The organism is Lysinibacillus sp. FSL K6-0075, assembly GCF_038592945.1.
GTDB lineage: Bacteria > Bacillota > Bacilli > Bacillales_A > Planococcaceae > Lysinibacillus > Lysinibacillus fusiformis_F.
Genome location: NZ_CP151947.1, coordinates 3,485,937 through 3,511,696 on the forward strand (window position 1 = coordinate 3,485,937; position 25,760 = coordinate 3,511,696).

The 25,760-nt window shown below is 32.8% G+C and carries 28 protein-coding genes; 7 read left to right on the forward strand and 21 right to left on the reverse strand.

Going from position 1 to position 25,760, the window contains the following annotated elements; translation table 11 throughout:
* Positions 1 to 44 precede the first annotated feature (44 nt).
* The 6 genes from MHB65_RS17055 to MHB65_RS17080 form a co-directional block, all read right to left on the reverse strand.
* Positions 45 to 848: a fumarylacetoacetate hydrolase family protein gene (locus MHB65_RS17055; RefSeq protein WP_342441123.1), complete on the reverse strand. Its 804-nt coding sequence runs from the start codon at positions 846 to 848 to the stop codon at positions 45 to 47.
* A 60-nt stretch (positions 849 to 908) separates the two neighbouring features.
* Positions 909 to 2,345: an aspartate ammonia-lyase gene (gene aspA / locus MHB65_RS17060; RefSeq protein WP_342441124.1), complete on the reverse strand. Its 1,437-nt coding sequence runs from the start codon at positions 2,343 to 2,345 to the stop codon at positions 909 to 911.
* Positions 2,346 to 2,586: 241 nt separating this feature from the next.
* Positions 2,587 to 3,300 (reverse strand): amino acid racemase, encoded by a 714-nt coding sequence (locus MHB65_RS17065; protein WP_342441125.1) that lies wholly within the window; start codon positions 3,298 to 3,300, stop codon positions 2,587 to 2,589.
* 816 nt (positions 3,301 to 4,116) lie between these two features.
* On the reverse strand, positions 4,117 to 5,196 hold the full coding sequence (locus tag MHB65_RS17070; RefSeq protein WP_342441126.1) for a hypothetical protein: 1,080 nt from the start codon (positions 5,194 to 5,196) through the stop codon (positions 4,117 to 4,119).
* 537 nt (positions 5,197 to 5,733) lie between these two features.
* Complete coding sequence (locus tag MHB65_RS17075) at positions 5,734 to 6,609, reverse strand: LysR family transcriptional regulator (RefSeq protein WP_342441127.1); 876 nt, start codon at positions 6,607 to 6,609, stop codon at positions 5,734 to 5,736.
* Positions 6,610 to 6,702: 93 nt separating this feature from the next.
* Positions 6,703 to 7,680: a carbon-nitrogen hydrolase family protein gene (locus MHB65_RS17080; RefSeq protein ID WP_342441128.1), complete on the reverse strand. Its 978-nt coding sequence runs from the start codon at positions 7,678 to 7,680 to the stop codon at positions 6,703 to 6,705.
* Between the two features lie 334 nt (positions 7,681 to 8,014).
* Here MHB65_RS17080 and MHB65_RS17085 point away from each other — a divergent pair, with 334 nt between their 5' ends.
* Positions 8,015 to 8,926 (forward strand): LysR family transcriptional regulator, encoded by a 912-nt coding sequence (locus MHB65_RS17085; protein WP_342441129.1) that lies wholly within the window; start codon positions 8,015 to 8,017, stop codon positions 8,924 to 8,926.
* Positions 8,927 to 9,687: 761 nt separating this feature from the next.
* Here the strand turns inward: MHB65_RS17085 and MHB65_RS17090 are convergent.
* The 3 genes from MHB65_RS17090 to MHB65_RS17100 form a co-directional block, all read right to left on the reverse strand.
* Positions 9,688 to 11,640, reverse strand: coding sequence for an LTA synthase family protein (locus MHB65_RS17090; RefSeq protein WP_342441130.1), 1,953 nt, complete (start codon positions 11,638 to 11,640; stop codon positions 9,688 to 9,690).
* A 434-nt stretch (positions 11,641 to 12,074) separates the two neighbouring features.
* Positions 12,075 to 12,596, reverse strand: coding sequence for a DinB family protein (locus MHB65_RS17095; RefSeq protein ID WP_342441131.1), 522 nt, complete (start codon positions 12,594 to 12,596; stop codon positions 12,075 to 12,077).
* Between the two features lie 148 nt (positions 12,597 to 12,744).
* A complete protein-coding gene (locus MHB65_RS17100; protein ID WP_205444751.1) occupies positions 12,745 to 12,966 on the reverse strand; it encodes a hypothetical protein in 222 nt (73 codons plus the stop codon).
* Between the two features lie 242 nt (positions 12,967 to 13,208).
* Between MHB65_RS17100 and MHB65_RS17105 the strand changes: the two genes are divergently transcribed.
* Both MHB65_RS17105 and MHB65_RS17110 read left to right on the forward strand, forming a co-directional pair.
* The gene (locus tag MHB65_RS17105) at positions 13,209 to 13,388 is read left to right on the forward strand and encodes a hypothetical protein (protein ID WP_342441132.1); all 180 of its coding nucleotides are present in this window, start codon (positions 13,209 to 13,211) and stop codon (positions 13,386 to 13,388) included.
* A gap of 325 nt (positions 13,389 to 13,713) precedes the next feature.
* The gene (locus MHB65_RS17110) at positions 13,714 to 14,268 is read left to right on the forward strand and encodes a hypothetical protein (protein WP_342441133.1); all 555 of its coding nucleotides are present in this window, start codon (positions 13,714 to 13,716) and stop codon (positions 14,266 to 14,268) included.
* 524 nt (positions 14,269 to 14,792) lie between these two features.
* On the opposite strand, the gene MHB65_RS17115 is transcribed toward MHB65_RS17110, so the two are convergent.
* The 4 genes from MHB65_RS17115 to MHB65_RS17130 all read right to left on the reverse strand — a co-directional run bounded on the left by MHB65_RS17115 (position 14,793) and on the right by MHB65_RS17130 (position 18,026).
* Positions 14,793 to 15,758 (reverse strand): DUF2971 domain-containing protein, encoded by a 966-nt coding sequence (locus MHB65_RS17115; protein WP_342441134.1) that lies wholly within the window; start codon positions 15,756 to 15,758, stop codon positions 14,793 to 14,795.
* Between the two features lie 100 nt (positions 15,759 to 15,858).
* Positions 15,859 to 16,758, reverse strand: coding sequence for a hypothetical protein (locus MHB65_RS17120; RefSeq protein WP_342441135.1), 900 nt, complete (start codon positions 16,756 to 16,758; stop codon positions 15,859 to 15,861).
* A 366-nt stretch (positions 16,759 to 17,124) separates the two neighbouring features.
* The gene (locus MHB65_RS17125) at positions 17,125 to 17,304 is read right to left on the reverse strand and encodes a hypothetical protein (protein ID WP_342441136.1); all 180 of its coding nucleotides are present in this window, start codon (positions 17,302 to 17,304) and stop codon (positions 17,125 to 17,127) included.
* Between the two features lie 314 nt (positions 17,305 to 17,618).
* On the reverse strand, positions 17,619 to 18,026 hold the full coding sequence (locus tag MHB65_RS17130) for a hypothetical protein (protein ID WP_342441137.1): 408 nt from the start codon (positions 18,024 to 18,026) through the stop codon (positions 17,619 to 17,621).
* A 342-nt stretch (positions 18,027 to 18,368) separates the two neighbouring features.
* On the opposite strand from MHB65_RS17130, the gene MHB65_RS17135 reads away from it, so the two are divergent.
* Positions 18,369 to 19,103, forward strand: coding sequence for a hypothetical protein (locus MHB65_RS17135; protein WP_342441138.1), 735 nt, complete (start codon positions 18,369 to 18,371; stop codon positions 19,101 to 19,103).
* Between the two features lie 56 nt (positions 19,104 to 19,159).
* On the opposite strand, the gene MHB65_RS17140 is transcribed toward MHB65_RS17135, so the two are convergent.
* The 6 genes from MHB65_RS17140 to MHB65_RS17165 all read right to left on the reverse strand — a co-directional run bounded on the left by MHB65_RS17140 (position 19,160) and on the right by MHB65_RS17165 (position 22,124).
* Positions 19,160 to 19,753, reverse strand: coding sequence for a hypothetical protein (locus MHB65_RS17140; protein WP_342441139.1), 594 nt, complete (start codon positions 19,751 to 19,753; stop codon positions 19,160 to 19,162).
* Positions 19,754 to 20,253: 500 nt separating this feature from the next.
* Entirely contained in the window at positions 20,254 to 20,892 is a 639-nt protein-coding gene (locus MHB65_RS17145) for an ORF6N domain-containing protein (protein ID WP_342441140.1), read from the reverse strand.
* A gap of 72 nt (positions 20,893 to 20,964) precedes the next feature.
* Positions 20,965 to 21,102 (reverse strand): hypothetical protein, encoded by a 138-nt coding sequence (locus tag MHB65_RS17150; protein WP_342441141.1) that lies wholly within the window; start codon positions 21,100 to 21,102, stop codon positions 20,965 to 20,967.
* 16 nt (positions 21,103 to 21,118) lie between these two features.
* On the reverse strand, positions 21,119 to 21,400 hold the full coding sequence (locus tag MHB65_RS17155; protein WP_342441142.1) for a helix-turn-helix transcriptional regulator: 282 nt from the start codon (positions 21,398 to 21,400) through the stop codon (positions 21,119 to 21,121).
* A 160-nt stretch (positions 21,401 to 21,560) separates the two neighbouring features.
* Positions 21,561 to 21,884, reverse strand: a complete 324-nt coding sequence (locus MHB65_RS17160) for a DUF771 domain-containing protein (protein ID WP_342441143.1) — start codon at positions 21,882 to 21,884, stop codon at positions 21,561 to 21,563.
* 39 nt (positions 21,885 to 21,923) lie between these two features.
* On the reverse strand, positions 21,924 to 22,124 hold the full coding sequence (locus MHB65_RS17165; protein WP_342441144.1) for a helix-turn-helix transcriptional regulator: 201 nt from the start codon (positions 22,122 to 22,124) through the stop codon (positions 21,924 to 21,926).
* Positions 22,125 to 22,251: 127 nt separating this feature from the next.
* Here MHB65_RS17165 and MHB65_RS17170 point away from each other — a divergent pair, with 127 nt between their 5' ends.
* Both MHB65_RS17170 and MHB65_RS17175 read left to right on the forward strand, forming a co-directional pair.
* Positions 22,252 to 22,614, forward strand: a complete 363-nt coding sequence (locus MHB65_RS17170) for a helix-turn-helix transcriptional regulator (protein WP_342441145.1) — start codon at positions 22,252 to 22,254, stop codon at positions 22,612 to 22,614.
* 125 nt (positions 22,615 to 22,739) lie between these two features.
* Positions 22,740 to 24,023: a hypothetical protein gene (locus tag MHB65_RS17175; protein ID WP_342441146.1), complete on the forward strand. Its 1,284-nt coding sequence runs from the start codon at positions 22,740 to 22,742 to the stop codon at positions 24,021 to 24,023.
* Between the two features lie 32 nt (positions 24,024 to 24,055).
* Here the strand turns inward: MHB65_RS17175 and MHB65_RS17180 are convergent, their stop codons facing one another.
* Positions 24,056 to 24,247: a hypothetical protein gene (locus tag MHB65_RS17180; protein WP_342441147.1), complete on the reverse strand. Its 192-nt coding sequence runs from the start codon at positions 24,245 to 24,247 to the stop codon at positions 24,056 to 24,058.
* A gap of 50 nt (positions 24,248 to 24,297) precedes the next feature.
* Positions 24,298 to 25,059 carry a GAF domain-containing protein gene (locus MHB65_RS17185; protein WP_342441148.1) on the reverse strand — a complete coding sequence of 254 codons (762 nt, stop codon included), beginning with the start codon at positions 25,057 to 25,059 and terminating at the stop codon, positions 24,298 to 24,300.
* Between the two features lie 183 nt (positions 25,060 to 25,242).
* Between MHB65_RS17185 and MHB65_RS17190 the strand changes: the two genes are divergently transcribed.
* Complete coding sequence (locus MHB65_RS17190) at positions 25,243 to 25,740, forward strand: ImmA/IrrE family metallo-endopeptidase (RefSeq protein ID WP_342441149.1); 498 nt, start codon at positions 25,243 to 25,245, stop codon at positions 25,738 to 25,740.
* The last annotated feature ends 20 nt before the right edge of the window (positions 25,741 to 25,760 follow it).

Genomic DNA, 25,760 nt, shown 5'->3' on the forward strand with positions numbered 1-25,760 from the left:
GCCCTGACCCTATCCCTATTTCACTTAGATCATTTAAAATACGATTAAATTACATAATTACTTAACTTACCTATATTCTCTACTTCAACAGATACAATGTCACCTGACTTCATTGGGCAACTCCCAGATGGCGATCCTGTAGCCAAAACATCTCCTGGTTCTAAAGTCATAACTTGTGAAATCCAGCTAACAAGATAAGGGATAGAGAATGACATCTGACTAGTATTCCCTTCTTGAACAACTTTGCCATTCAAGGTTGTAACAATTCGTAAATTCGTAGGATCAATACCTTTTACAATCCACGGACCCAATGGACCAAACGTGTCGAAACCTTTACCACGTGTAAACTGAGGATCAGTTTTTGTAAGATCTCTCGCTGTTACATCGTTGAAAATGGTACAGCCAAAAATATAATCCATTGCTTCTTCTTCTTTTATATTCTTTCCACGTTTGCCAATAATGAGAGCCAATTCTCCTTCCATTTCGACCTGTTTAGTTAATTTACTAGAAGGAAGAATAATTTCGCCCTCATTTGGTATCAATGAAGATGTTGGTTTTAAAAATAGAAATGGTTCCTTAAGAAAAGGCTTACCTCCAGTTTCTTTTGCATGTTCAGCATATGTCCAGCCAAAGTTAATGATTTTTGAGGGTATTACAGGTTCCAAAATTTTAACATCTTTATACTTAAATTTTAAACCATCAAATTTCAATTCATCATTTATTAATTCAGTAAAATTACTAGTCAATTGTAAAATTTCTTCCCCTTCAACAATTCCATAATATATTTGATCGTCAGGATTCAGATAGCGAACAATTTTCTGTATTTTTTGTTGTACTTGTTTTATCATATAAACCTACTCTTTCTATAGTTAATGCTATTTATAACTTTTTTAGTCTTACTTGATTATTCAATGCTTATTCATTAAAGAAGCCCCTGAAATTCCAGGTTTAGTCATCTCAAAAGGATTTAAAATTAATTCCATCTCCTCTTCAGTTAATACACCCCTTTTTAAGCATAGCTCCCGTACGGATTGTTCATTCAAAATTGCCTCTCTTGCAATATTTGCTGCTACTTCATATCCAATATGTGGGTTTACAGCTGTAATAATGCCTACACTTTTTTCAACGTACTCTTTTAACCGTGTTTCATTTGCTTCAATTCCTTTTAAACAATGTTCTGTAAAAACATGAAATGCATTATTCATTATACTGATTGACTGTAATAAATTAAATACTAGAATAGGCTCCATAACATTTAATTCAAGCTGACCCGCTTCTGAAGCTAGACAAATAGTATGATCATTCCCGATTACTTGAAAAGCTACTTGATTAATCATTTCAGGCATTACTGGATTAACCTTTCCAGGCATAATAGATGAGCCAGGTTGACGTGCAGGTAAGATAAGTTCAGCTAATCCTGTACGAGGACCAGACGCCATTAATCGGATATCATTCGCTATCTTAGACATATTAATCATACAAATTTTTAATGTAGTTGAAACTTCTGTATAAGCATCAGTATTTTGAGTAGCATCAACAAGATGATCTGCGCCCTGCAATGGTAACCCACTCATATGTGCAAGGTTACTTACAACATTTTCAATGTAATCAGGATCTGCATTTAATCCTGTTCCTACAGCAGTTGCTCCCATATTTACCTCATATAAATTTTCTCTTGATTGTTTAATTCGTTTAATATCTCGGTCTATTACTCGACTATATGCTTCAAACTCTTGACCAAGTCTGATAGGGACAGCATCTTGTAAATGGGTACGTCCCATTTTTATTATATGGTCAAACTTATTGGATTTTTGTTTAAATATACTATGCATACTGGTCATAGTTTTTAACAGTCTATTTAATAAATTAAGTGTTGCAATATGGATAGCAGTAGGAAATACATCATTTGTTGATTGCGACATATTTACATGACTATTTGGACTTAGCGTTCTATATGAACCTTTTTCATACTCAAGCAATTCCAATGCACGGTTAGCAATAATTTCGTTTATATTCATGTTCATGGATGTGCCTGCTCCACCTTGAATAGGATCAACAATGAACTGCTCATGCCAATTCCCTTCTATGATTTCATCTGTTGCCTGAACAATTGCTTTGCCAAGTTTTTGATTTAAACGTTTCACGCTCATATTAGCAAGAGCTGCAGCCTTTTTCACTATTGCTAAAGCTTTAATAAGTTCTTCATGAACCCTATATCCTGTTATTGGGAAGTTCTCCACAGCACGTAATGTCTGTATTCCATAATAAGCGTGCTTAGGAATTTCTTTTGACCCTAAAAAGTCATTCTCAGTTCGTACAGCTCGTTTTTCTTTTGGGTGTATCATGATGGTTCCTCCTTATTTAAAAATCAACTAACTTCATTACGCGATACCCATTGATTAGATTAGTTAAAGTTCAGTTTAGATTATTATAATTTTCTTTTAATCTCTTGAACTATAGAAGAAAGCTATCATGTTATAGAAGTATTAAATTGGAATTAAATATAAAAAGAAACACTAAACCAAATAATTTTTGTGTGTTTAGTGTCGTTTGACATATAATTTATTTAGATAAATGGAATCAATACTAATATTTGTTTTCAGAATGGGCTTTCTTTCTTAAACCAGATGCCTTATTAATTATGGACTTCGCTAAAATTTCTGTTGGATCAATAACACGAATGCTTTGGGTTGACTTCAGTACTAGAGGAATCTCTGTACAACCTGCTATTATAGCTTCTGCCCCGCTAGTGATTAAATTATTTGCTACTTTCGAAAGATATAAGAGACCTTTCTCTAAATCCCCTCCTTTTATAGCATATATTCCTTCCATCACATCTTTTTGCATTTTCATATGAGGTTCAAAGACTTCAACCTCATAAGTTTTGCAGCTATGTTGATATAGTTTAGTATTGATTGTTCCATCAGTAGCTAATAAACCTACTTTATTAATACTATTGTCTTGTAAATAACTAGCTGTCTCTAAAGGCATATGTAGAATCGGGATACTGACAGAGTCTTTTATTGATTGAAAGTAAAAGTGTGCTGTATTGCATGCAATGGCAAGAAAATCTGCTCCTGCACTTTCTAATCGTTGCGCTGATTGAACAATGAATGGGGTAGGGTCTGTACCGTTACCTAAAATGGCAGTTGTTCGATCAGGTATTTGAGAATAATTGTCCACGATAATATGAAGATGATCCTGATCCTTCTTTGCTGGTGTATAAAGAATAATTTTATTCATTAAATCTACAGTTGCTAATGGGCCCATTCCACCAATAATTCCAACTACTTTTTTCATTTTCTTCATCTCTTTTTCATATATTTTTGAAACTTTACTTTATTATAATTTTTAAGCTAGGTGTTGAATTATAAAAACATTCTATACACTAATAGAAACTATAAATGGATTACTATTAATGAAAGTGCTATCTATATGCTTCATAATTTATTTTCTAGTAAGAGATATGGCACAAAAAAACCAGGATTAACAAATAAATTGTTATTCCTGGCATATTGTCGAAAAACAAAACCATCAATAGAATTTTTGTGAAAGGTGAAAATGGTTTCCGTTGCAGGCTACTTGCTTTCCTGTGGGCGAGCGCCGAATCGCTTCCTCCGCTACCGCTCCGTGCAGGGTTTCGCCTGTCTCGCTATCCCACGGGAGTCAAGTAGCCTTCCACTCCAACCCAGAAAACGTAATCTTTTTAGCAAAGGTTTTCAAATAAAGTGAAGGTCTTCACTACTCATTTTATGGAGGGGTGTTGTCATTCATCACTTCTCTACATTGAAAATAAAAACCTATCCTTTTTCTAATCATACAAATCATGGGCTATTTTGATCGCTACCGCTAGTATGAAAAATGAGGAAAAGACACTTTTGTAGAATGGTTGATTGGAGTGGAGCCAGCGTCACTCCTAGGGGATTGAGCGTCACAGAGGAGACCCTGGAGCGAACGTAAGTGATGAAGCGGCTCATCGGACGCCCCCTGGAAAGGACGCTGGCGGAACGGAAATCAACCTCTCACCTTACAAAGTTGCTTTTTCTGCCGTTGACATCATCTTTTTGCAACAACATGCCAGGATTAACAAATAAATTGTTATTCCTGGAGTAATAATTATATAGCCTTATTTTCTATTGTTTGAATATGTGAATTTTGTTTTCCTCGAACCCAAGCAATGATAATGGCTGCTATTAACGTAAACCCTAAATATCCAGTAATAGGATATAGCGTTCCTACAAGCTTTGTAAAACCAACAAAGCTTGCAGCAAAACCTGCTAGTCCAATTATCGGAACAAACACTTTAAATTTAAGGCTAGAAGGTTTTGCAATTCGAACGGAGAATCCATAAAGCATACCTACAGCCGTGTTAAAAATCATTGCCAAAAGAACAATAGTCATGCCCACACCAATTATAGGTGATATTTCATTTGCAAGATAAAGCATTGGAATATCCAAACTTCCAACATCATTAATTCTAGTGAACATACCAACGTTAATTAAAATCAGCATTAACCCTAGACCTAAGCCCCCCAGAATACCGCCAACCCCTGCAACTTTGTCGTCTTTTGTTGTCCCTCCCATAACAGCCAGCATAGCAACTCCGCTAGTAATATTGAATGATACATATAATAAACCAGATATAAACCAGTTCGATGTTGAAGATTTTTGCATTTGAGCTATTTTATCAAGCTCTGTAAAGCTTGTATCCATTGTAAACAAAGCATACACGGCAATGATTAATACAAAAGCAATAAGTACAGGCGTAATACTGCCGATAATATTTATTACCTTTTCGACATTAAATAAGCAAGTCGCAATTGTTAATGCCACCATGAATAAACTTCCGACAGCACTCGGGATTCCAAATTGTTGTTGGAATGTAGATCCCGCTCCAGCGAACATAATGACAGCTACACCGAATAAGAAAAAAGTAATAATTATGTCCACGGCTATTCCTAAGTATCTTCCACAAATACTATAGACAACCTCTTTATGAGAATGTGTTTGTAACCTACTTCCTATTTGTGTAATATTCATTCCTAAAAATGCGAATAGTAATGTCGCCACTATTACTCCGAAAAAACTAAGCCATCCGAAACTAGTGAAAAATTGCAAAACTTCTAACCCGGAAGCAAATCCTGCACCAACAATTGTACCAATATACGCTCCTGCAATTTGAATACTCTTTCTCATAAAAAAACCCCACTTTATTTTGAATATTAAGATAATTTAATCAAGAAAATTCTTCCATTCTTCTGGAATAGTTATGATGTTCTCCTTATCTCACTCTATCTATTGCAAATCCTCATATTCTATATCGAGTTTCCATATTTTTGTCCCCCTTTAAATGTCTAAAAGCTTTGGACTTCTATCATCTGATAACACTTAAATTTCTAATTTCTAATCTAGTCACCTCCTTTAACGTAAAAAGCAAGGCTCATACGGTATTGCAACCCCTTTCATTTTGTTATTCAATAAGTTCAACAAAACGACATCAAAGTGCCTCTCGGTTTAAACATGTCATCTTCATTTGAACATTCAAATGAAGAGATAAAATCTTGTATAATAATTAAATTTTTCTTAAAGTTTCATTCATTATAAAATCCCCTCAGCAAGTTGAGTTATAGAAGTAAGTTATATGGTTATAGAAGATATCAATCGGAATTATATGGAACAATGAAATGTACATCAGAACAACAAAAAAACACTAAACCAACAAATTTTGGTGGTTTAGTGCTGTTCAAACATTTTATCCTTTAAGAAATCCATAAACACAGATTCAGTCTTACCTTTTAAATGAATAAAATCAATACTAATATTTGTTTTCACAGGTGGCGTCATTTCAACTTGAAAAAGCTCTTCGTTTTCCAATTCCTTTTTTACACAATGCTCAGGTAGAAAGCAGATGCCTCCTCCTTGGAGTACAAGTTTTTTTGCTGTTTCCATATTATCCACTTCTAAATATATATTTGGATTTAGATTATTATTTAAGAATAGCCGATGTATGGCAAGCCATTCTATAGAACCATAATCAAAAAAAATAAGTGGTTGTTTACTAATATCTTCAACTGTTACACTTTCTTCTTTTAAAAATACATGATTTTTAGGAACAAAAAGACGAATTGGATCATTATAAAGACGAATAGATTCTACTTGAGGATGATTTTCCGTTCGCACAATACCAAAATCCACCTCTTTATTTATGACCTTGTTTAAAATGTCTTTAGAATGTCCTGTTAAAATCTTAATTCGAACATTCTCAAATTTTGAAATAAAGGCAGGCAAGATATCTGGAAGAACATTATTCGAAATTGATAAAGCACTTCCAATTACTAAATCATAAGGGATATTTACTTGCTGTAAGCCGTACTTCGCCTCCTTATACGATTGGAGTATTTTTTGTGCGTGTAAAAGAAAGTATTCGCCTTTATCAGTTAAAGAAATTTTATTTCCATTTCGATGAAAAAGTTTTAAATTAATATCTCGTTCAAGAGACTGAATTCGTGCAGTTATAGATGGTTGAGTTAAATAAAGAGCTTCAGCTGCTTTATTGAAACTTCCTAGCTGACATACGTAGATGAATGCCTCAATATTCTCTATATTCATTTGAATAACCTCTTATCTTCCTATCTATCTAGAAAGGAGAAAACAATCTTCCTAGAATCATTGCCTTCTCCTTTTCAGCCCCACTATATTTTCTTATTTACTGTTCGAATAGCCTTTATTTTCCCATTCTACGTTTTCCTTTTTTTCCTCATTTACAATTAGCTTAAATACATCAGGTCTTGCATAATGCCCAACCACATCAAAATCAAATTGACTGTAGGCTATATCGCGTAAATCAAGATCAGCAATTAAAATGTCTTCCTTGCCGAATACAGGTTCCTTCACATAATCCCCTAATGGACCAACAATCGCACTCCCGCCCATACACATTTCATCTGGAAAAGTTTCTAATTCGTCATAACAGGCTAAGTCTGTAGGGTACATATCTTTTGTGAAATATTGATTGCATGATAAAACAAAGCATCTTCCTTCCAAAGCAATATGACGAATCGATAGTTGCCATGTATCCTTTGCATCTGCTGTAGGGGCAATATATAATTGAACACCCTTTGCATACATCGCTGCTCGAGCTAATGGCATGTAATTTTCCCAACAAATTAAAGCACCTATTTTGCCATACGGTGTATCAAATACAGGAAGTGTGCTTCCATCGCCTTCTCCCCAGATTAATCGTTCGGCGCCAGTAGGTTTTAATTTTCTATGTTTCCCAAGTAAAGTTCCATCTGGTCCGAAAAATAATACGGTGCAAAATACGGTGCCTCCACTTGATTCATTATCTCTTTCAATTACTCCAATAATGAGATATACACCTGCATCCCGTGCAGCTTCTCCTAATCTATCCGTTGTTTCACTTGGAACTAGAATTGAATTTTCCCAATAACGTAGCCAGTCTTTTCGCCCTTCAGGAGCACGACTTCCTACTTTTGTGCCGAAAGAGAATCCCCTTGGATAACCAGGGATAAAAGCTTCCGGGAATACAACAATTTTCGCTCCCTTTTCACCTGCTTGCATAGTTAATGAGACTGCCTTCTCAGTCGATGCTTCACTATCCATAAATATAGATGCTGCTTGGATCACCGCTACTCGTACATTGTTCTCTTTTTTAGTCATTTTATTTTCCTCCTATTAATAAAAGAATATTCAGTCTTTTTAATTTACTATTGAAATTATGCTCCTTATATCAACATAGTAAACTGTCAAACTCTATTTACTCCATATGCTTTTTCAAAGAAGTCCTATCTAAGAATGAGTGCTCTTTAATTTATCTTATCCTTTCTTAAAGTATTTTTTTGAATAACCTAAGTTGGTCTTATTCACTCTTATATAGAAAGCGACTCAGGTGTATACAATTGCATTTTAATTTTACATTTGCCCTACTATTTAGTAAAATACATAATCATCATACAAACTATTCTAAAAAAGAATATTAAGAGAGTGATAATACATGCAAATTCAACTAAAAGACTTAGATATTTTTGTGAAAGTAGCTGAACACAACAGCTTCACAAAAGCATCAGAGGTATTATTTATTGCGCAGCCCTCATTAAGTAAATCCGTTCAAAAATTAGAAAAAGAACTAAATGTAACCTTATTTGATAGATCCAATAGAAAATTACGTCTCACTGAGGTTGGAATGATTGTTTATGAGAAAAGTAAAGCTATCCTTTCAACTTTAGAAAGTATCTCTACTTCCATTGCTGATTTATCAGAATTAGTAACTGGAAATTTAAAAGTGGGTGTGTCCCATATAGTTGGAACTTTATTCTTTCCCAAAGTAGCCCAAGTATATGTAAATAAATTCCCAGGAGTAACATTAGAGATATTTGAGGAAGGTGGACTCGTAATTGAAAAACATATTGAAAGGGGACTGGTGGATATAGGATTTGTCGTATTGACAAAGAAGAACGAACATTTAAAACATACTCCAATCTACAATGATGAATTTGTATTATGTGTTTCGTCTAAACATCCTTTATCAAATTTAAAGATTGTATCATTAGTCGATCTAATAGATGAAAACTTTATTTTCTTCTCCAAGAAATGGGCATTACATGAACTAGTTGTCAATGCATGTAAGGATGTAGGATTTATTCCTAAAGTTGCGTTTGAAAGTGAGCAATGGGATTTGATCATCGAATTAGTTTCTGCCCAGTTAGGGATTACACTAATTCCCAAAATCTTAGCTAGTAAATTGAATGATGTTGATATTGTATCCATTCCACTCACTAACCCTACGATTGAATGGAATATTGGAGTCGTTACTAATGGGAAATCATATCAAACCTTCGCGTTAAAAGCGTTTCTTAAAATTGTTAATCAAGTATACAATGATATAGATTCAAGTTTTGAAGATTAATTTAGATTTTATAACAGTATTTTAAGATGCTAGAGTGTTTGTCGATCAAACCCTCTTTTTATATGAATGTGCCTAAAAGATAAAGAACCACTCTCTTAAATGAAAATGGTTCTTTCAACGCCTCATCGTACTTACTTTAAAAAAGCTTTTTCTCTAGTTTTCCGCTTCATAATTCTAGATGTATTCAACACAACTTTTGGGTAAAAAATACAGATCAATGGTTCATATTATTTACTAACTCTTTATTATATGCAACCCACTTTTCCATTTCTCTCTCCACAGCTCGATTTTGCCACTCAAACCAAATACCTATACATTCACTGCAGTGACTATCGACACCCTTTTTTTCATGCGTATCTTTACATGTAAACACAGTCCTTTTACGACAACTGTAACAGTAAATGACAATATCCTTATAAAATTCCATCACAATCAACTCCTACAATTTACACCTATTTCTTTCCTTTTTTCATATAAATTATTCTTTGAAAAGAAATAAGGAAAGATGAAGGGTACCCTAATGGTTATTCTTGCCTCTCCTTAATAAAAGCGATTCAAACCCTTACTATTAAAGGATTTGAATCGCTTTTGCAGTTAGTCCAACTTTTCTATTTGAACCTCGATATGTCCCAAGGAGGAATATAAATTCTCGATATTTTCTCAAAATAACGTTAAAAAAGCAATCCAAGGTAATGGTAAGATATCATATACACGCTGATATCTTACACATTTCCTTGAACTGCCAAAGTAAATTGCTTAAATTATTTAGATTCTACATTCTCATCATGAGCGTAATTATATTGAGAAGGATCAACTGGCGTATAACCTGTTGGCGTATAGAATCTCAATAAGTCACCATTTACGACTCTATCAGATAACGCCAATTTATGATCTACTTCATTTTTAATCGTTTTCGCTTCCTCTACTTGACTCTCGTCTAATGGTAAGCCTGTCTTATTATCATAAAATTTTTCATTAATTGAATAAATCGTAGGACTGACAAAATCGCCATTTCTAAATGGTACAACTTCATCATGCTCTTCTGATAATAAATCTGAACCAAATTGAACAAATTGTTGTGAATCAATCCCTAGTAAATGTAATAGCGTAGGGAGTAAGTCTGTTTGGCCACCATAGCTATGGTTAGTACCACCTTGTATGCCTGGAACATGTATAAATAATGGTACACGTTGTAAATTCGCACTTTCATATGGTGTAATTTCTTTTCCAATGACTTGTTCCATCGCTTTATTATGATTATCGGAAATACCGTAATGGTCACCATAAAGAACAATCATCGAATGATCATATAAACCTGATTCTTTTAATTGTTGGAAGACCTGTTGGATTGCTTCGTCTGCATAACGAGCTGTTTGGAAATAATTATCAACGCTTGCATCGCCCGTATTAGCTTTATCAATTGTCACTAAGTCTTGATTCATTTTATATGGATAGTGATTCCCTACCGTAATCAATTTTGTATAAAAAGGTTGTGGTAAGGAGCTTAAAAGACTTTGAGATTGTTCAAAGAATGGTTTATCTAACAAACCATATTCAGCCATGTCCTCTGAAGTACCTGTGTTATAGTAACTAGCATCAAAGAATTTGTCGAATCCAAATGATTTATAAATCACATTTCTGTTCCAGAAGCTTCCGTTATTACCATGGAATACAGCCGATGTATAACCATAATCTTTTAATATACTCGGTGCTGCCTGATACGTATTTTGTGCTTTTGTAATATAAGCAGATCCTTGTGGTAATCCAAATAAAGAGTTTTCAAGCATAAATTCTGCATCAGACGTTTTACCTTGACCTGTTTGATGGAAGAAATTATCAAAATACAATGTATTCTTATCTTTTGCTAATGAATTTAAAAATGGTGTTACTTCTTCACCGTTTAATTTATAGTCGATTAAAAAGTTTTGGAATGATTCTAAATGTAAATAGATAACGTTCATTCCCTTTGCTGCACCAAAATATTGCGTATTCGGTTTGGCGTAATTTGATTTTGTATAGTTAATGACTTCTGTAATATCATTGCTGTCCGCCAAAGCTCTCTGAGAAGAAGCTTTCATCGTTTCAACTGAATCATAAATCGTATAGTTATACATTCCTAGATATTTCACAATATAGTTTCTATCAAAACCACGTGTTAAAAGTTGAGGACGATTAGTTTCAGCTAGTCCTAAATTAAGGATTGATACCGCTAATGCAAAGGCAATGATTGCCATTCCTTTTTTATAGCCAAAACGCTTCGTATCTTTTTGGATTTTTTTAGAGAATCGTAGATAAAACATAACAAATACATCCACAAAGAATAAGATATCATAAGGTTTTAGTAAAGAAAGAACACTGCCGCCTAAATCCCCAAAGTTCTGCGTTTGGGAAAGTGTAGGTAATGTAATGAAATCACTAAAGAATCGGTAATAAACAATGTTGGCATATAAAACAATGGACATCAATGTGTAAACTACAACGAGTGATGTGTATTTTCTTTTTCCTTTAAATATAAATGAAAATCCTAGAAATAGCATTGCTGAGCCTAGTGGATTTATTAGTAAAAGGAATTGTTGAATGATTCCTTCTACACCTAAGTCAAATTGTGATAATTGAGAGATGTATGTTTTAATCCATAACATTAATACTGCTACTATATAAATTCCTAAAAAGTTGTGTAATAGGTTATCTTTTTTATTTACTAGATTTTTCATTATTGCACCTACCTTTTACTGATTAAATTAAAATCTAGATGTATATGAACTTAAATGATAAGTACTGTATTGCACTTTAATAAATGTTACGTTACAATAGCTTTTTTCGCGACCAATGTATAGTACTCCCCATTTAAACTTCTGTCAAGTTGTTAACTATTCTTCATATAAATATTTCTAATTAACCTAAATATTGTCCAAAAAATACCCAGTAAACATTAGTTTTTAACTAAAATTTACTGGGTATTATAAGCCATAATAGAGATGGTTTGTTCTTTAAATGTCTGTATGAAATCTGCCTCGTAATTTCTCTTATTTGGGCATCAAAAAATCTTCCATATCAAATGAATTGGAAGATATTCTGATAAGCTATTCGCTTTAGGCTAAAAACAATGGATTCTATGACATCGTTTTCTAGCATTTATACATTTCTTCTATTTAGATGTTTCTATATTTATTTGAGCACCTACTGAATCTTTCAATGATGAAGAAAGACCTCGTCTGATTAAATTTGCAGAAACAGGTGCTCTCCCCATTTCCCTTGCCCAAATTGATAATTGTCCTATATGATGAATTTCATGTGCAATGGTATGACGAATGATTTCACCCCATGTATGCGTCTCCATACTACCATTTGCTAATGGAATATGAAGTATACGCTCTTCCATACTGTCATCCCATTGATTTACAAAGCTTTCGACATCTAAATGAAATGCAGCTTGCAATTTACGAACCTTTTCCAAGCTATTATATTCATCAAAGCTCTCCTGAAAATCTGTTTTACCTTGTAATAGACGAATCCAACTCCATTCAACATCAATGATATGGAAAAGTGTGTGTAATATACTGCCCATTCCTCCAGTTCGGTTTTGCAAAAGTTCTTCCTCACTCAACTCTTCACACCAACGAAACCAGTCTTCCCTAACCAGCCAATTATATTTAAAAAATAGTTGCAAAAAAGCACCTCCGTAGTTGTTGAAAAATATTATAACTCACTATTTCTTCATTTAAAGTGAGGATTCCTTCTTTGCTCTTTTCAGATAGCCAAATAAGCACTACAAGTAACATAAGTATAGCAACATTCCTAAGGTCAACGTCTAGTAATTACCACTTCTGGTTACTCTTATGAATTTTTCTATAAACGTAATCTGCGTTATCTAAGTTTTTCCAGCTACTAATAAAATTTAGTATTAGCATAAAAATTCCAAATAAAATAAATGCCACCATATATTTACCTATGAAAAATAAAACAAACGTTGCAACCAAAAGTAATAGCATTAAAATTATGACGAGGATTTGTAATTTCCCCTTTTTCTTCTCATCCATCTGTTCAACCTCCAATCAAAGCGCCGATACTTTTCTAAAATGTTTTCTATGGTTTATTTTAACATAAAAATTCATTTTTTCTAAATAATCAATTATTTTGCGCAAAATCCTAACACCAGAAATTACCTACCAAATTTACCTTACATAGTCTTGGGGTGATCTGAAATTTTTAAATATGAAGTAGAAATAAACAAGGGATATTTTATAGGATAAGTTAAATAATATCTTTAGGAGGTGTTGACATGAAACGAGATAAAAAAAATACAGAGTTTGCAACAGACGAGCCAACAAAACAATCATTTGCTAGTGGAGCAGACCCCAAAAAACCTAATGGGCGCAAAGAATATACGGAAGCCCCACGCCCACAACGTGAAGAAGACCTTATAATTGATGAGAAAAAAGGTAAGTCAACTTCATTATAAGATAAGACAATTTAGCGTTTTAACTATTTTGACCATTCTATTATGGGTGGTCTTTTTAATTATCTCCTCATCATGTATCACCATACAAAAAATTGAGACCATCCATAAGGTCCAAAAGTAAGAGTCAGAAATCTACTTTAAGGGGGTAGGACCTAACAGAGTGGTCTTTCATCTATCTATTAAATCCATACTATTTTATTAGCTCATATCATCGTCAATATATATATTAAGGTAAAAAAAGAAATTTATGTTTTTTAACCTAATTTTAACCTTTTATTGGTAATCTATATTTGTTTCAATATTAAAATTACTAGGAGGAATTATTATGACAGTAGCTGTAAAAAATTTTAGTAGTATTATGAACCAAATGAGAGATGCTTATACGGGAGAACAAACCAAAGAATTTTCTTTAGCAGCGTTCATTGGACTTCAAGCTCCTTCATTATCAGACACACCTGATGAATTGCACAAACTAACACAAGAATATCAAGAGAATGTTAATCATTTTTATGTACAAGAAGAAATAGACTTAAAAGAAAATGTTAAGCAATTAGAAAATGATAAAAACCAAACAGCTTTTTTTGAAAATATGCGTAAGAAAAAAGATGAAGCTTTAAAAAAGTCTGAAGACATGATCAATAAATACTACGATTCGTTGATAGATTTTGGTGAAGAGCATCCTGCAGCCCAAACATTAATCCTTACTCTTGCTGATAAAGTCGGTGCCTTTATACAAGATATGATGAATAAAGTTTTAAATGTTTTTGTTAAAGTTGTGGAAACTGTAAAAAATGCAATAAGTGCTGCTGTTAATTTCATTTCCTCTACTTTTAATTCAATTGTTAATACTACGAAAAATTTCTTTTCTAGTTTATTTTAAAAACATTCTTAGCAGGACTGTCTACGCTATGTATCATGAAGTATCACCTCAGCAATACCTATTGTTTTCTAATAAAAAAAGTAGTTATTTATTAGATTGCTTCTCTAAAGATAAAACAGGTGTGAAAGTGCTCCTCAGCACTTCACACCTGTTTATTCATTTTAATTCTTAATTATGCAATTCTCTATATTCTAATTCTAGCACCTCTTTTTATCTCGATAGCTCTGTATGATAGAGGGACAATATTCACCTGTTATCATCCTTTCTGTCTATATGCACCGTTTACTCGTTTGTAGGTACTTCGATTGACTCCCATTAGTTCTTCTATTTCTCTTCGACTCATCTGTTTTTTAGGTTGACGTCTTTTGGACGCTTGCCCCTTAACTTCTTTGCTTAACCCCTTTTGTACCAACTCAGTTTGTATTGTTCTCATATTCTCCACCCCTTTAATAAAATAAAAAAAGGCACCAACAAAACAGGTCATTCACCTGTCTGTTAGTGCCTCCGGTATTTTCCGTAAAGGCTTATTCTATTGCAAACTGATTAAAATTCATTATTGATAGTTTATTTTTAATTCTATCTTTTCTTATTTGTTTAACTAAAATATTTTTTGTACTAGAAATCTCTAGTATTTTTTCTTTATCCTCTTCACTAATTGAAGAACCCATAATTATACTTATTGGTTGAACTACTTGATAACACGTACCTTCATCCTTACTTCCAATATTATCAAGAACAATTCTCCATTCTTCCTCATATCGCCAATCATTAGATTTATTTAGTGCTGCTAATAACGTTTTTCTAACATGCTCTTTTCCATCATATTGAGTTAAATCTACTGGATTGTCCGTATATCTTACTGGATGAATATTTTTAAAAATATCATTGGTAATTGCTAAGTTACTAAAATCGTACTCCAAACAAATTCCTTTGTAGTCATTTGCATAGTGACTCCACATTGAAGTGGATAAAGGATTTTCACTAAAACAAGTAGCATATACTCTCTTTTGATATATCTCATTGGTCCTTAAAAGATAGTCTTCGAAAATATCAATAGTTCCATCCAATAATCCCTGAACACTTTCATTGAATGAATCAATTTGAGATTGGGAAAAATCTACTCCTGATACTTTTAAAGTATTTAATAATGCCATTTTAGTCGATTCTAAACTTAAGAGTTTTACCATTTCTAAAACTTGGTTATATTCTAATTTAAATGATTTACAAAAATCCCTAATAATAATCTCTTTAATTTTGTCATGATGAACAGAAATATTTTTTGTTACACTGCTATCAAAGGGATCATTAAAAAGATCTGCTCTGCGACACCAAACGTTATTATTAATTATATTATTAATAGTGGATTCATTTACTTTACTGTATTTATAGAGTTTTGGCATATAATTCGATTTTAATAATAGGGCTTTTGCAAAATTGAAGACTTCTTTATTCTTTGGAAATATTAAATTCCAGTATTCATCTTTCCACATCTAAATAACTCTCCCATTCATTACGAATATAATATAGTGGATAACAAAAAAGGGTAGCAGGTTGCTATATCTTTTGTTGTCCTACAGAATGCTTGGAACTTTATATTCGTTTAATCAGATTTAAATCAAACTTTGAATTTCTTTCATATATAAAATTTGAATGCCCTATTTGCATTTTAGTGATTCCCAAAATGAAAGTATCTTCATACAATCTGTTATCAACATCTCTATATTTTATATTTAGATTTAATAGAGGATGCTTATTTACCTTACGCCACTCTAAATGGAAGATTGAAATTAAGATATTGTAAAATATAACATATGAGGTTGGAATATTTATGAATGCTTCCTCTCCATTTTTTAAAAATGGTATTTTTTCTATTTCAAAATTATCAATCCTAAATTCATCAATACTTAAAAAACCATTTTCCATATTCGAGAATGTTTCAAATATTCTCAGACCTTTAAAACTTTGTCCTTCTTTTATTTGGAAATCTAATGTAGTATAAAATTTCTTTAAAGTTGGTTTTAAGTTTTTCATTTCAGCAACAGATTCCTCAAAACCATTTAGTTCCCACCTAATTTCAATATCTTTAGCAAAATTTTTCCCAACATTTGCTATTGGTAATTGTACTTGTTTTACAAATAACCTATCTTGTAAATCATAGTCTTGAGTATCCCAATTACATAAATGTGGTTTATCATTAAAATTATTAAATTTTAATTCAACATATTTATTTAAGCTGATAATCTCAGGTTTATTATTTAAAATAGATTCTTGAATTTGATTATCTAAAGCACGACTGGCAATGTTAGCACTCTCTTTTGCAGCACTTGCACTTAAATAAGTTGCGATTGCAGCAGAAGTAGTAGCAATCGTTCCAACTACTGTTAATGCTGTCATATATACATTAGCTTCAATAAGCATTACTATACTAAATATGAGTAACAGTAACATTCCTAAAACTGCAAGTATTAATTCTGATTTACTTTCATTCAAAACTACTCACCCTCATCCCACTTCTAACGTTTTACCTGATCATGGAATGTCACAATTTTTGTTTCAGCAAACAAGGAAACTCAGCAACTTTTGCTTTTCTTTGTGACAAAATTATTACACAATTCTCAGGTAATTCCATTGTATCAATCTATAGGATTCCGTCAATAGTCACCCAGTACTTCCAAAGCACTAATAAATTCCTCTCTGCGCTATAATAAGTTACACATAATATTTTTGCTCTTTCCCACAAGGACTGTACCTTCAAATGCTGGCTCTGCTTATGTTTGTTTTAAAATAGCTGCTACTTCTTCATTAATTCGTGGATAACTGTTGTTCATTTTAATATTCCCTCCTGTTCAATATCTTTCACTTTTTCACTGACCCCACACGTCTACGCTTGCTTTCGCTCACTTCAAACACCTTGCCATGTTGCCATTGGATAGAGTCTTGTCCATACTCTTTAGGCTCTAGAACCTCTACAATTGCCCCTTGTTGAACGATGTAAACACCATCGCCTAATGCCCCTAAATTAACTGTATTGCCCATATTAGCCCCTCCTTGCTATAATTACTGTAGCGTATTAAGCGAAGGGCTTAATTGTAGGGCTACAGTTGCACCTGTAGCTCTACGCTATCCACTCCAATTCACAAGCCTCACATGGAATAATTTCTTCACTGATTAGCACCATTATTGTATTTCCTCTAACTTCAATTACGGTACCTATTTTCCCAATTAGATGATCATAATAATATTTCCGATTGTTATAGATTTCAAAGTTGGTAGATTCGTCAACTAACTTTAGCTTCACTTTGTCATGTGTTTGAAAAGATGTTTTTCTGTTAATGGACAATCAAAGATGGTTAACTGCTGCATGCCAAATCATTCTTAGACATGGGACCACGTTTCCCAGTTAGTCCCTGCCATACTTTCCATTCATTAAGCTCCTGATCTGTAATACCGTAGTACTCTGCTATTTCAGAATTTTTTAGGCCCATTTCTTGTAAGTCCAAGTACCGATCTATCGTAAGAATCATTCCGTATTCAGTCATTGATTCTAATAAAATATCATCTTTTGTCTTCTTCAGTGACGCTTGATCGTTAGGAGACTTATTTAGATTTAAAAGGCATCTACCGATTTCAATAAACTTGATGAAGATGTCACACTTTTTACAACTTTTTGCGTTACGGTCTTTTCGATTTACACATGTTACACAGTATTGATGATGCAATGCGTTTTGTTGCTTTAATAATCCCATCCTGTTATACATAAATTTTCCCTCTCTTTCATTTAGCTGCTTGTATGTTGGAAACCAGCCAATTCACGCCTATACCTTTAATACTTGGATGTTGAAACTTGTCCCATATCACATGAACATACAAGCCATCATTTTTAATTTCTTTTACCGTCCCCTTAATAGTAGGGGCTTCAAGTAATTCACTCTATCCCCTGCTTTGTATATAGGTAGTTCATATAACTTGCCATTGATAAAATATTGTTGTGTTCTTCCCATCACTATTCCCCTTTTGATCAAGTAACATTTATTTTTTAAATTATCTCAGCTTTAATTATGTTAAAATTTAACTATAAATTTACGTAAAGGAGTTTTTAAATGGATACATTAATATCCAAATTTCTTGGAGAAATTAGTATAATAACATTATTTTCCTTAGTAGTTATTGCAATAAAAAATATAATTGATAATAAGAATTTATTAGAAATTGAAAAACTATTAATGACTGATTGGAAAAAATTCAAAATAGACTTCTCAAACTACGGCGTTTATACATTTTTCATATTATCTATTGGTAGTTTTTATATAGCTGTATACAATCCCAGTTCTATTAGCAATATTTCGCCTTCTATAACTACTACTATTATTGCTTTTGGTATAGTGTGGTTAATCGTTACATTCGCATTTATCTTGCTTTTTAACGCAATCATTTGGGTAGATAGAAAAGTATCATTACATAATGAATTTTTTATCCTTTTAGACGATAACGAAAAATGGAAAATACTCAAAATGAAAAATGAATCTTCCTTATTGGTGGAAAGAGATTCAAACTATAGAATTGTAGACAACTGGAATAATAAAAACATAACTTATGAACTGGTCTATCATTTCCCCCTAAAAAAAATATATAATTTATGGCCTATTACCAAATTAAGAATTATATTTCGTATACTCATCATTGGCTTTATTGTGGCTTTTATTTATAGCTTTACTTTAAATAATTTGATTTCGTTTCCGTTAGCATTCTTTAGTGTTTTTTTCATACTAATCCTCTTAATAATTTGGGTAAATTATAGAGAATATGTTAAATTTATAAGTCAAAATAATGAATAAAGTATTTTCCCCTTCAGTAGAGGGGGATTTTTTTTACTCTATACAGCAAATTCAGCTTACTGTGCATTTTTGTCTATCCTACCTAAAGTTTCAAGTATTTTTTTACGCTCTGCTTCAAAGTCAATTTCTTGACTGACTTCTACAGTTTCGGCTCTGTCCTCATTTCGCTTATGGAACCACTCTGGTACAACTTCAGTACGTCCTTGTCGATGTTTAATTGGCGAAGGTGATTTGGCTTTGTTTTCTTTTGCATTCTCTGCTTTGATTTGACGTATTAACGTTGTAGCCTTTTCGCGCAATTTTTTTGTTGAAAGAATATTTGATTTCCAGAATGAATTCGTTTGTGACCAATCAATAAGATATTCGATTTGTTCAGCTGTTCTATCATCCTGCTCCATCATTAAGCGAATACAATCAGCCCAGGTATTCATATTTGGTTGTTTAAAGCTTGGATCATCAATCAGTATTTTTTGATAGAGTCTATAAGCCAATTGATAATGCACAGAGGATTCGTCGTAAACTCGTTTGCGATTACTATTCTTTTTATTAGTAATCTCTGTATTTGTAATCTCTGTAGTAATCTTTGTATATGTCCCCACCTGTGGGGCACCACCTCTTACCCTAGAAGGTTGGACTCTCCCAACCTCCAAGTCACCACCCTCCATACTTTGAGGGGAATACCCTCCTACCTTCTGCGGTAATACCCCATTACCAGAACTAAAGGTGAATCTCTCTAAAAGAGGTACATTTAGGTCGATAAAAAGAACATTCGATAATCGAGTTCTATTAGCATTTATTGTCCTAAAATCACGCTTAATAATGCCCCTATTCTCTAGTCGATCCATTGCTTCTTTGACTTGTTTTTTACTAAAACTGAATTGCTCAGCAAAGCGATCATACGAAAGTTGTAATAAATCTGATTTAAACTTCTTTTTAATGTTGATGAGGCGTCCAGTTAACTCATCTTTCTCATAACTTGGACGATACCAATAAACAATTTCAGCAAGAATGATTATGGCGTTTAGATCAGGTTTGCCACTATCTAGACGAAAATTTTCTTACCACATATGTGGTATAACGTTACCTTCTAAGTGCATTTGTCCCATTAAATCGACTGTATTATTACCCGTTGTAAACATATATGTTCCTCCTATGCTCCCCAGCTTGAAACGAAGTTCAATGCGTCTTGCAACTCATGTTGTCTAACATCACGATAAGAACCTACTTGATACCGATCTTTGATTGCAGAATACAAAGCTCGGAATAATACACGTCTTGCTCCTGTTTGTTCAGCTAATTGATATACTCGCTCATTCACGGCTTTTCGTAAGCGAAGTTGTTCTCCTGAGTGTAATGTCACTTCATGCATTTGATTTTCCAAAGTTACCAACCTACTTTCTAAATTTTGAAAATCAGCTAGACTAATTGCTAAAGCTTGTGGTTGCTCAATTGGTGGTTTGTCCAACATTGTGTAATAGCTATCTATTAACGCTCGATAAGCGTCCTTAGCCTGCTTACTTTTAGAAAATTGAGCATGTAGAAAAGCTCCCTTTTCGGTCCAAAGATAAAGAACTGAAACATACTTAAGGGTAACGTCATTTTGACGTTCACCTTTAAAAGCTTTTAAATCTTCACCTGTTAGCGCAAAGTAATGAACACCAAGTTCAAACTGATCCTGATTTCGTTGAAAGTTACGATTCATAGTCTTGCTATCCGTTTTAAATGATTCAGCTAATTGAGCACTTGTTAAAACACGTACACTGTCATGTACAATAATTTCTGGAAGCATAAGATGCATCCCCTTTCTTGCCGATTCACTAAATTTTTGATATAGTTTCAGTAATATATTTTTCTTAACCGCTTACTTGCATGCCAGTGCTTGTAAGCCTTTTTTATGCTGATTATTAAGGGTAGCGTCATTTTGACGTGCGGCTCTGTATATAGCCATGTACCGCTCCACTGGTTTCAATGATTTCCAATGTTTTACGATAATCCTCAATTAGATCTCCTCCTTGTTATAAAAAGAACCACCATCCAAAACCTCCAACGATTGGTAGTAATGATTGAACAACGGTTGCTAAGTCAATACCACTCATCATTTGTTGTATAAAGATATTGCCGACCTCCTGAGTATTCGTTTGTTTAAACCATTCGATAAATGTATAAATGTCGGGTGTTTTCCGTTCATTTTCATACTTAGAAATACAAGTTTGACTTCTATTCATTTGAGCAGCCAAATCTTCTTGTGACATACCACTGCCTATTCGACATGCCTGTAAAAGTGCTCCTAATTTCACTATCTCACCACCTTCTTATGCCAATCTGGAATACTCAATTAAGCTATCAACTGTTAAAATTGCTAATAAGAAGATAGAAATATTTACATATTGCCTCTCGTATTTTTCCTATTTCCCCTCGACTTAAAATTCATCTGCTTAGGGTAGCGTCAAAGGGACGTTACCCTCCCCAAATTAAATGGAAATTATCATCCAGGAACTTAGCCATTTTTGTCGCTTGGAAAGCCCAGGGAGAACCTTTTCCTTTTGGATAATAAACAAATCCTCCATTACGAGCATCTAACTTTTGTTTAAAACGAGGTACATAAAGAATCTTTTCTTGTAACCAATCAGATTTTCGACCAGTTTGTGCTTCTAAATCTTTCATAGTCCAATACTTTCCTGCCAATTTACTCCTATGCAATTCTTCCAGTTCGACTTTGCTTATTAATACTTGATCTTCTGGAATATGAATCGTTAATTGGACATTTAATTGCTGTTGCATAAAATTCCTCCTCCATAAAAACCGCACATTTCGTGTTGTTTAAGAATAAAAATTTTCTCCTACTGTTTTATTAAAGTAGGAGGCGATTCTTACCTTGACCTCATCCTTTGGAATACGTTGCCCATTCTCATACATTTGCCAAGCGCTTACACTTACACCCACAGCTTTGGCAACATCTTCTCGAGACGCCTCACCTCTTAAAACAATGAGAATTTGACCAATTTTCTCTTTATTCAACATTCCACCTCCCAACACAATTCGTGTCGTTATTCAACAATATAAACCACACAAATCGTGTTGTCAATAAATTATATAAAACAATTTATTTAACACAATCTGTGTTAATATGAAAACAGGTGATATGAATATGACAGAACTTTTTGGAAAAAAATTAAAGGCTCTCCGTACGAGTAGAAAAATTTCACAAAAAGAGTTCGGGAAAATTTTTGGTCTTGCTGAGAGTACAATCGGAATGTATGAACGAGATGAGAGAAGACCTGATTTTGAATTACTAAATAAGTTTGCTGATTATTTTGAAGTTAGTACTGATTATCTTCTGGGGCGTACAGGTATACCGACCCATGAAGAACAAGATGAAGCTGATTTTCAAGCATTTAAAAGCAATCCTCAGTTAAATGTGTTTTATAAGGAATTGCCTGAGTCCGAAGAAGAGGCAGTTGAACGCCTTCGCGAATTTTGGGAAATTATTAAACGCGATTATAAAAAGTAGGGCATGCTTTAAGGCATGCCCATAATTACAATCATCATTGTAAATATAAAACATTAATGGATTTTTTGTTTTATTATTTCTCAAAATTATAGGAATATAAATGATAATGTTTGAGGTGAAGGAATTTGACTGCAGAAGTCTGTGTGATGAATACTATTGGAATTGCTTTGGCTGCTGATAGTGCTGTTTCAATTGGAGGGAATGATTCAGGAAAAATATATAATTTTGCCAATAAGTTATTTGCTTTATCTAAGTCTTCCCCTGTAGGCATTATGATTTATGGAAATGCAGATTTTATGGATGTCCCTTGGGAAACAGTTATTAAAACCTACAGAAAAGAATATCGTAATATTCAATTTGATACATTAGAAGAGTACGCAAGTGCTTTTATTGAATTTGTAAAAACAAATCCTTATTTTAGTAATGAGGATACTGAACTTAGAAGTATCTTGAGCATTAGTGAGTTATTTATTAAAGATATAATCGACAATGATTTAGCAGAATTAATTATTGAAAGCCGAGAAAACGATTACGAGGTAGATTACGTTCAAAAATTTGAGGATTTTGTAGACGAGCGTACAGACGAACTATCGAAGATAGAGACTTTAATTAAAGATCCTACTCTATTCAATAGATTTAAAAATGATTATACAAAGTATATAAATGAATTCTTGAATGACAACTTATTCTTTGATTTCAATGAAGTTATACTTAAAAAAACCACTAGATGTGTATATCTATTAATTATTAAAGATACTTTCCAATATCAAAATCATTCTGGAATTGTAATAGCAGGATTTGGAGAAAAAGATTTCTTTCCTAAATTAACTGAGCATTCAATAGGCGGAACTTTTTATGGGAATTTAAAAATTAGTGAAGAAGAAAAAATTATAATAAGTAACAAGTTTAATCATGCTAGAGCTGCAATAATTCCTTTCGCTCAGAAAGAAATGGTTTATACTTTTTTAAATGGTATTGATGAAAATATATTAAAGTTTATGCCCTATACAACTATGTATACACTGAACAATTATTTTGATGATGTAATTTTGCCAAATCTCGACAAAACACTAAGCGAAGATCAAGTAGATGCGATAAAAATAGATTATATTGGAAAGTCATTACAAGAAATATCATTATCTATTAATGATTTTATTTATAATACTAGTACAGAACCAGTTTTGAAAATTTTACCTACTTTTCCTAAAGAAGAATTAGCTTCAATAGCTGAGACTTTAGTAAACCTTACATCTTTTAAAAGGAAAGTCTCACAAGAAACTGAAACTGTGGGTGGTCCTATTGATGTAGCAATAATTACTAAGGGTGATGGGTTTGTATGGGTTAAAAGAAAATTGTATTTCGATAAAAATTTAAACCATGACTATTTTAATAATAGAAATAAATACTAAAAAATGATTCAGACGTTGTCTGAATCATTTTTTTAATTACCCATTAATTTTTTTCTAAATATACCTAAATTCGCATTCTTTTCGCTGCTAATGGCTGCTTTTTTTCTTTCCAATTCCTCTAATTTTTTTAGTGCAATTTTATATTCAGCTTCACTTATCTTTTTTTCAACAAACGATTTTCTTAATAAATTCTTTTTAAGAAGAATTTCTCTTGTGCTCATCATACCACTTCCTCCTCACTCTATATTGATTATTTACATTCAACATAAGAAGTTTATGACGGATCTGATGTTTCATTTATTTCATAACGCTGAAAGGCTTCAAATACACCTTCAATAAGTACCGCATAAAGTTCAACAATAATTCTTATATGCTCTGTAATAGCTTCATTTGAATCAACAGTTAAAACTCCATAACCGGAAATAGGTATACATAAGATTGCCTGATATTTGGATGTCGAGTTTTCAGTAGCCCAATCAGGATCATTATGTACATCATCAATTTGCTCAATCTTGTTTTTTCGATATGACCTACCAGCGACAGAATTATTTATTCCTAACCTTCTTTCGCCAAAATATGTATCAGGAAAAGCAGAACTTCCATAAAGTAATTTTAAACATGGTCCATCCTCTCCCTCTTCATCATATAGCCAAAAGCCAGATCTGTGACCATTTTTTGGAGTCATTTTTATATCATTACTAAGACTTTCAATCATTCGCTGTATGACAGCTTCAAAGCTAGTACTTTCTCCGTTGATAAGCTTATTATAGGAATTGGTAAAAGATCGTGCATGACTTACAATATTCTCCATTCTTGCAACATGTGATTCAAGAATAGCTTTTTCATCAGTCAGAAGTCTAATGTCTTCTTTTAAGCTTTTTTCAGTATTGTCCTTAAGTGCAACCTTTACAGTTTTAAATAACGTCCACCAAATGAGGATTGCAATGCCAACTACCATAATAATTATAATTATGGCCAAAATTGTGATAGACCATCCTGGAACTACTTCTAATATAGATTTTATTACTGTCTCCATCTTATCCACCTTAAGATATTTACCTTATAATATCATATTCTACATAAATACTCTATTCCCTTTAATTGGTCCAAATCTCTCCTTTTTATTTAAATAAATGAATATATCGCCTTTCCAACTATAATATTCTGTTGTACAATAAAAGGAACATATGTTCTATATTTAGAAATTGGAGTTGGTTTAATGATTTATAATGGGCATACAGAAAATTTTATAAAGAAAATGTATATGAATTTAGGCATCACTAATTCTAAACAACTTGATTTTAAAAATATTGCTCAAATGTTGACAATTCAAATCTTTTATTGGAATAGACCAAGCCAAGCACTTTTTGATGAATATCGTGCCTTTATACTACTTAACGAACAATTAACACCTTCGCAACTGTGGCAAGATTTTTGCCACGAGCTTGGTCATATACTCTTACATACAGGACAACAACACCAAATGACAAATTCTTGGATTAAGTACTTAGAAAATAAGGCAAATAATTTTATGTACCACGCCTGTATGCCTACGTTTATGTTAGATGATCTAATTGAAAATGACTCTTCCCTATCTGTTAAAGATTTGCAACTAATTTTTAATGTTGAATATGAGTTTGCTGAAAAGAGGCTTACTCAATACTTTAATAATAAAAATATGCCGAAATGGAATAGTGCATTTCTATTGTATTTTTAACAATAGAATTGGAGGTGTTT

Coding starts and splice junctions, on each gene's coding strand:
- MHB65_RS17090 (WP_342441130.1), bottom strand. CDS start 11,640: ATGAAAAATCTAGTAAATAAAAAAGATAACCTATTACACAACTTTTTA.
- MHB65_RS17065 (WP_342441125.1), bottom strand. CDS start 3,300: ATGAAAAAAGTAGTTGGAATTATTGGTGGAATGGGCCCATTAGCAACT.
- MHB65_RS17165 (WP_342441144.1), bottom strand. CDS start 22,124: ATGTTGAATAAAGAGAAAATTGGTCAAATTCTCATTGTTTTAAGAGGT.
- MHB65_RS17130 (WP_342441137.1), bottom strand. CDS start 18,026: ATGTATAACAGGATGGGATTATTAAAGCAACAAAACGCATTGCATCAT.
- MHB65_RS17160 (WP_342441143.1), bottom strand. CDS start 21,884: ATGCAACAGCAATTAAATGTCCAATTAACGATTCATATTCCAGAAGAT.
- MHB65_RS17115 (WP_342441134.1), bottom strand. CDS start 15,758: ATGTGGAAAGATGAATACTGGAATTTAATATTTCCAAAGAATAAAGAA.
- MHB65_RS17135 (WP_342441138.1), top strand. CDS start 18,369: ATGGATACATTAATATCCAAATTTCTTGGAGAAATTAGTATAATAACA.
- MHB65_RS17185 (WP_342441148.1), bottom strand. CDS start 25,059: ATGGAGACAGTAATAAAATCTATATTAGAAGTAGTTCCAGGATGGTCT.
- MHB65_RS17080 (WP_342441128.1), bottom strand. CDS start 7,680: ATGACTAAAAAAGAGAACAATGTACGAGTAGCGGTGATCCAAGCAGCA.
- MHB65_RS17100 (WP_205444751.1), bottom strand. CDS start 12,966: ATGGATGAGAAGAAAAAGGGGAAATTACAAATCCTCGTCATAATTTTA.
- MHB65_RS17105 (WP_342441132.1), top strand. CDS start 13,209: ATGAAACGAGATAAAAAAAATACAGAGTTTGCAACAGACGAGCCAACA.
- MHB65_RS17170 (WP_342441145.1), top strand. CDS start 22,252: ATGACAGAACTTTTTGGAAAAAAATTAAAGGCTCTCCGTACGAGTAGA.
- MHB65_RS17145 (WP_342441140.1), bottom strand. CDS start 20,892: ATGCTTCCAGAAATTATTGTACATGACAGTGTACGTGTTTTAACAAGT.
- MHB65_RS17190 (WP_342441149.1), top strand. CDS start 25,243: ATGATTTATAATGGGCATACAGAAAATTTTATAAAGAAAATGTATATG.
- MHB65_RS17085 (WP_342441129.1), top strand. CDS start 8,015: ATGCAAATTCAACTAAAAGACTTAGATATTTTTGTGAAAGTAGCTGAA.
- MHB65_RS17070 (WP_342441126.1), bottom strand. CDS start 5,196: ATGAGAAAGAGTATTCAAATTGCAGGAGCGTATATTGGTACAATTGTT.
- MHB65_RS17055 (WP_342441123.1), bottom strand. CDS start 848: ATGATAAAACAAGTACAACAAAAAATACAGAAAATTGTTCGCTATCTG.
- MHB65_RS17110 (WP_342441133.1), top strand. CDS start 13,714: ATGACAGTAGCTGTAAAAAATTTTAGTAGTATTATGAACCAAATGAGA.
- MHB65_RS17180 (WP_342441147.1), bottom strand. CDS start 24,247: ATGATGAGCACAAGAGAAATTCTTCTTAAAAAGAATTTATTAAGAAAA.
- MHB65_RS17075 (WP_342441127.1), bottom strand. CDS start 6,609: ATGAATATAGAGAATATTGAGGCATTCATCTACGTATGTCAGCTAGGA.
- MHB65_RS17125 (WP_342441136.1), bottom strand. CDS start 17,304: ATGGGCAATACAGTTAATTTAGGGGCATTAGGCGATGGTGTTTACATC.
- aspA (WP_342441124.1), bottom strand. CDS start 2,345: ATGATACACCCAAAAGAAAAACGAGCTGTACGAACTGAGAATGACTTT.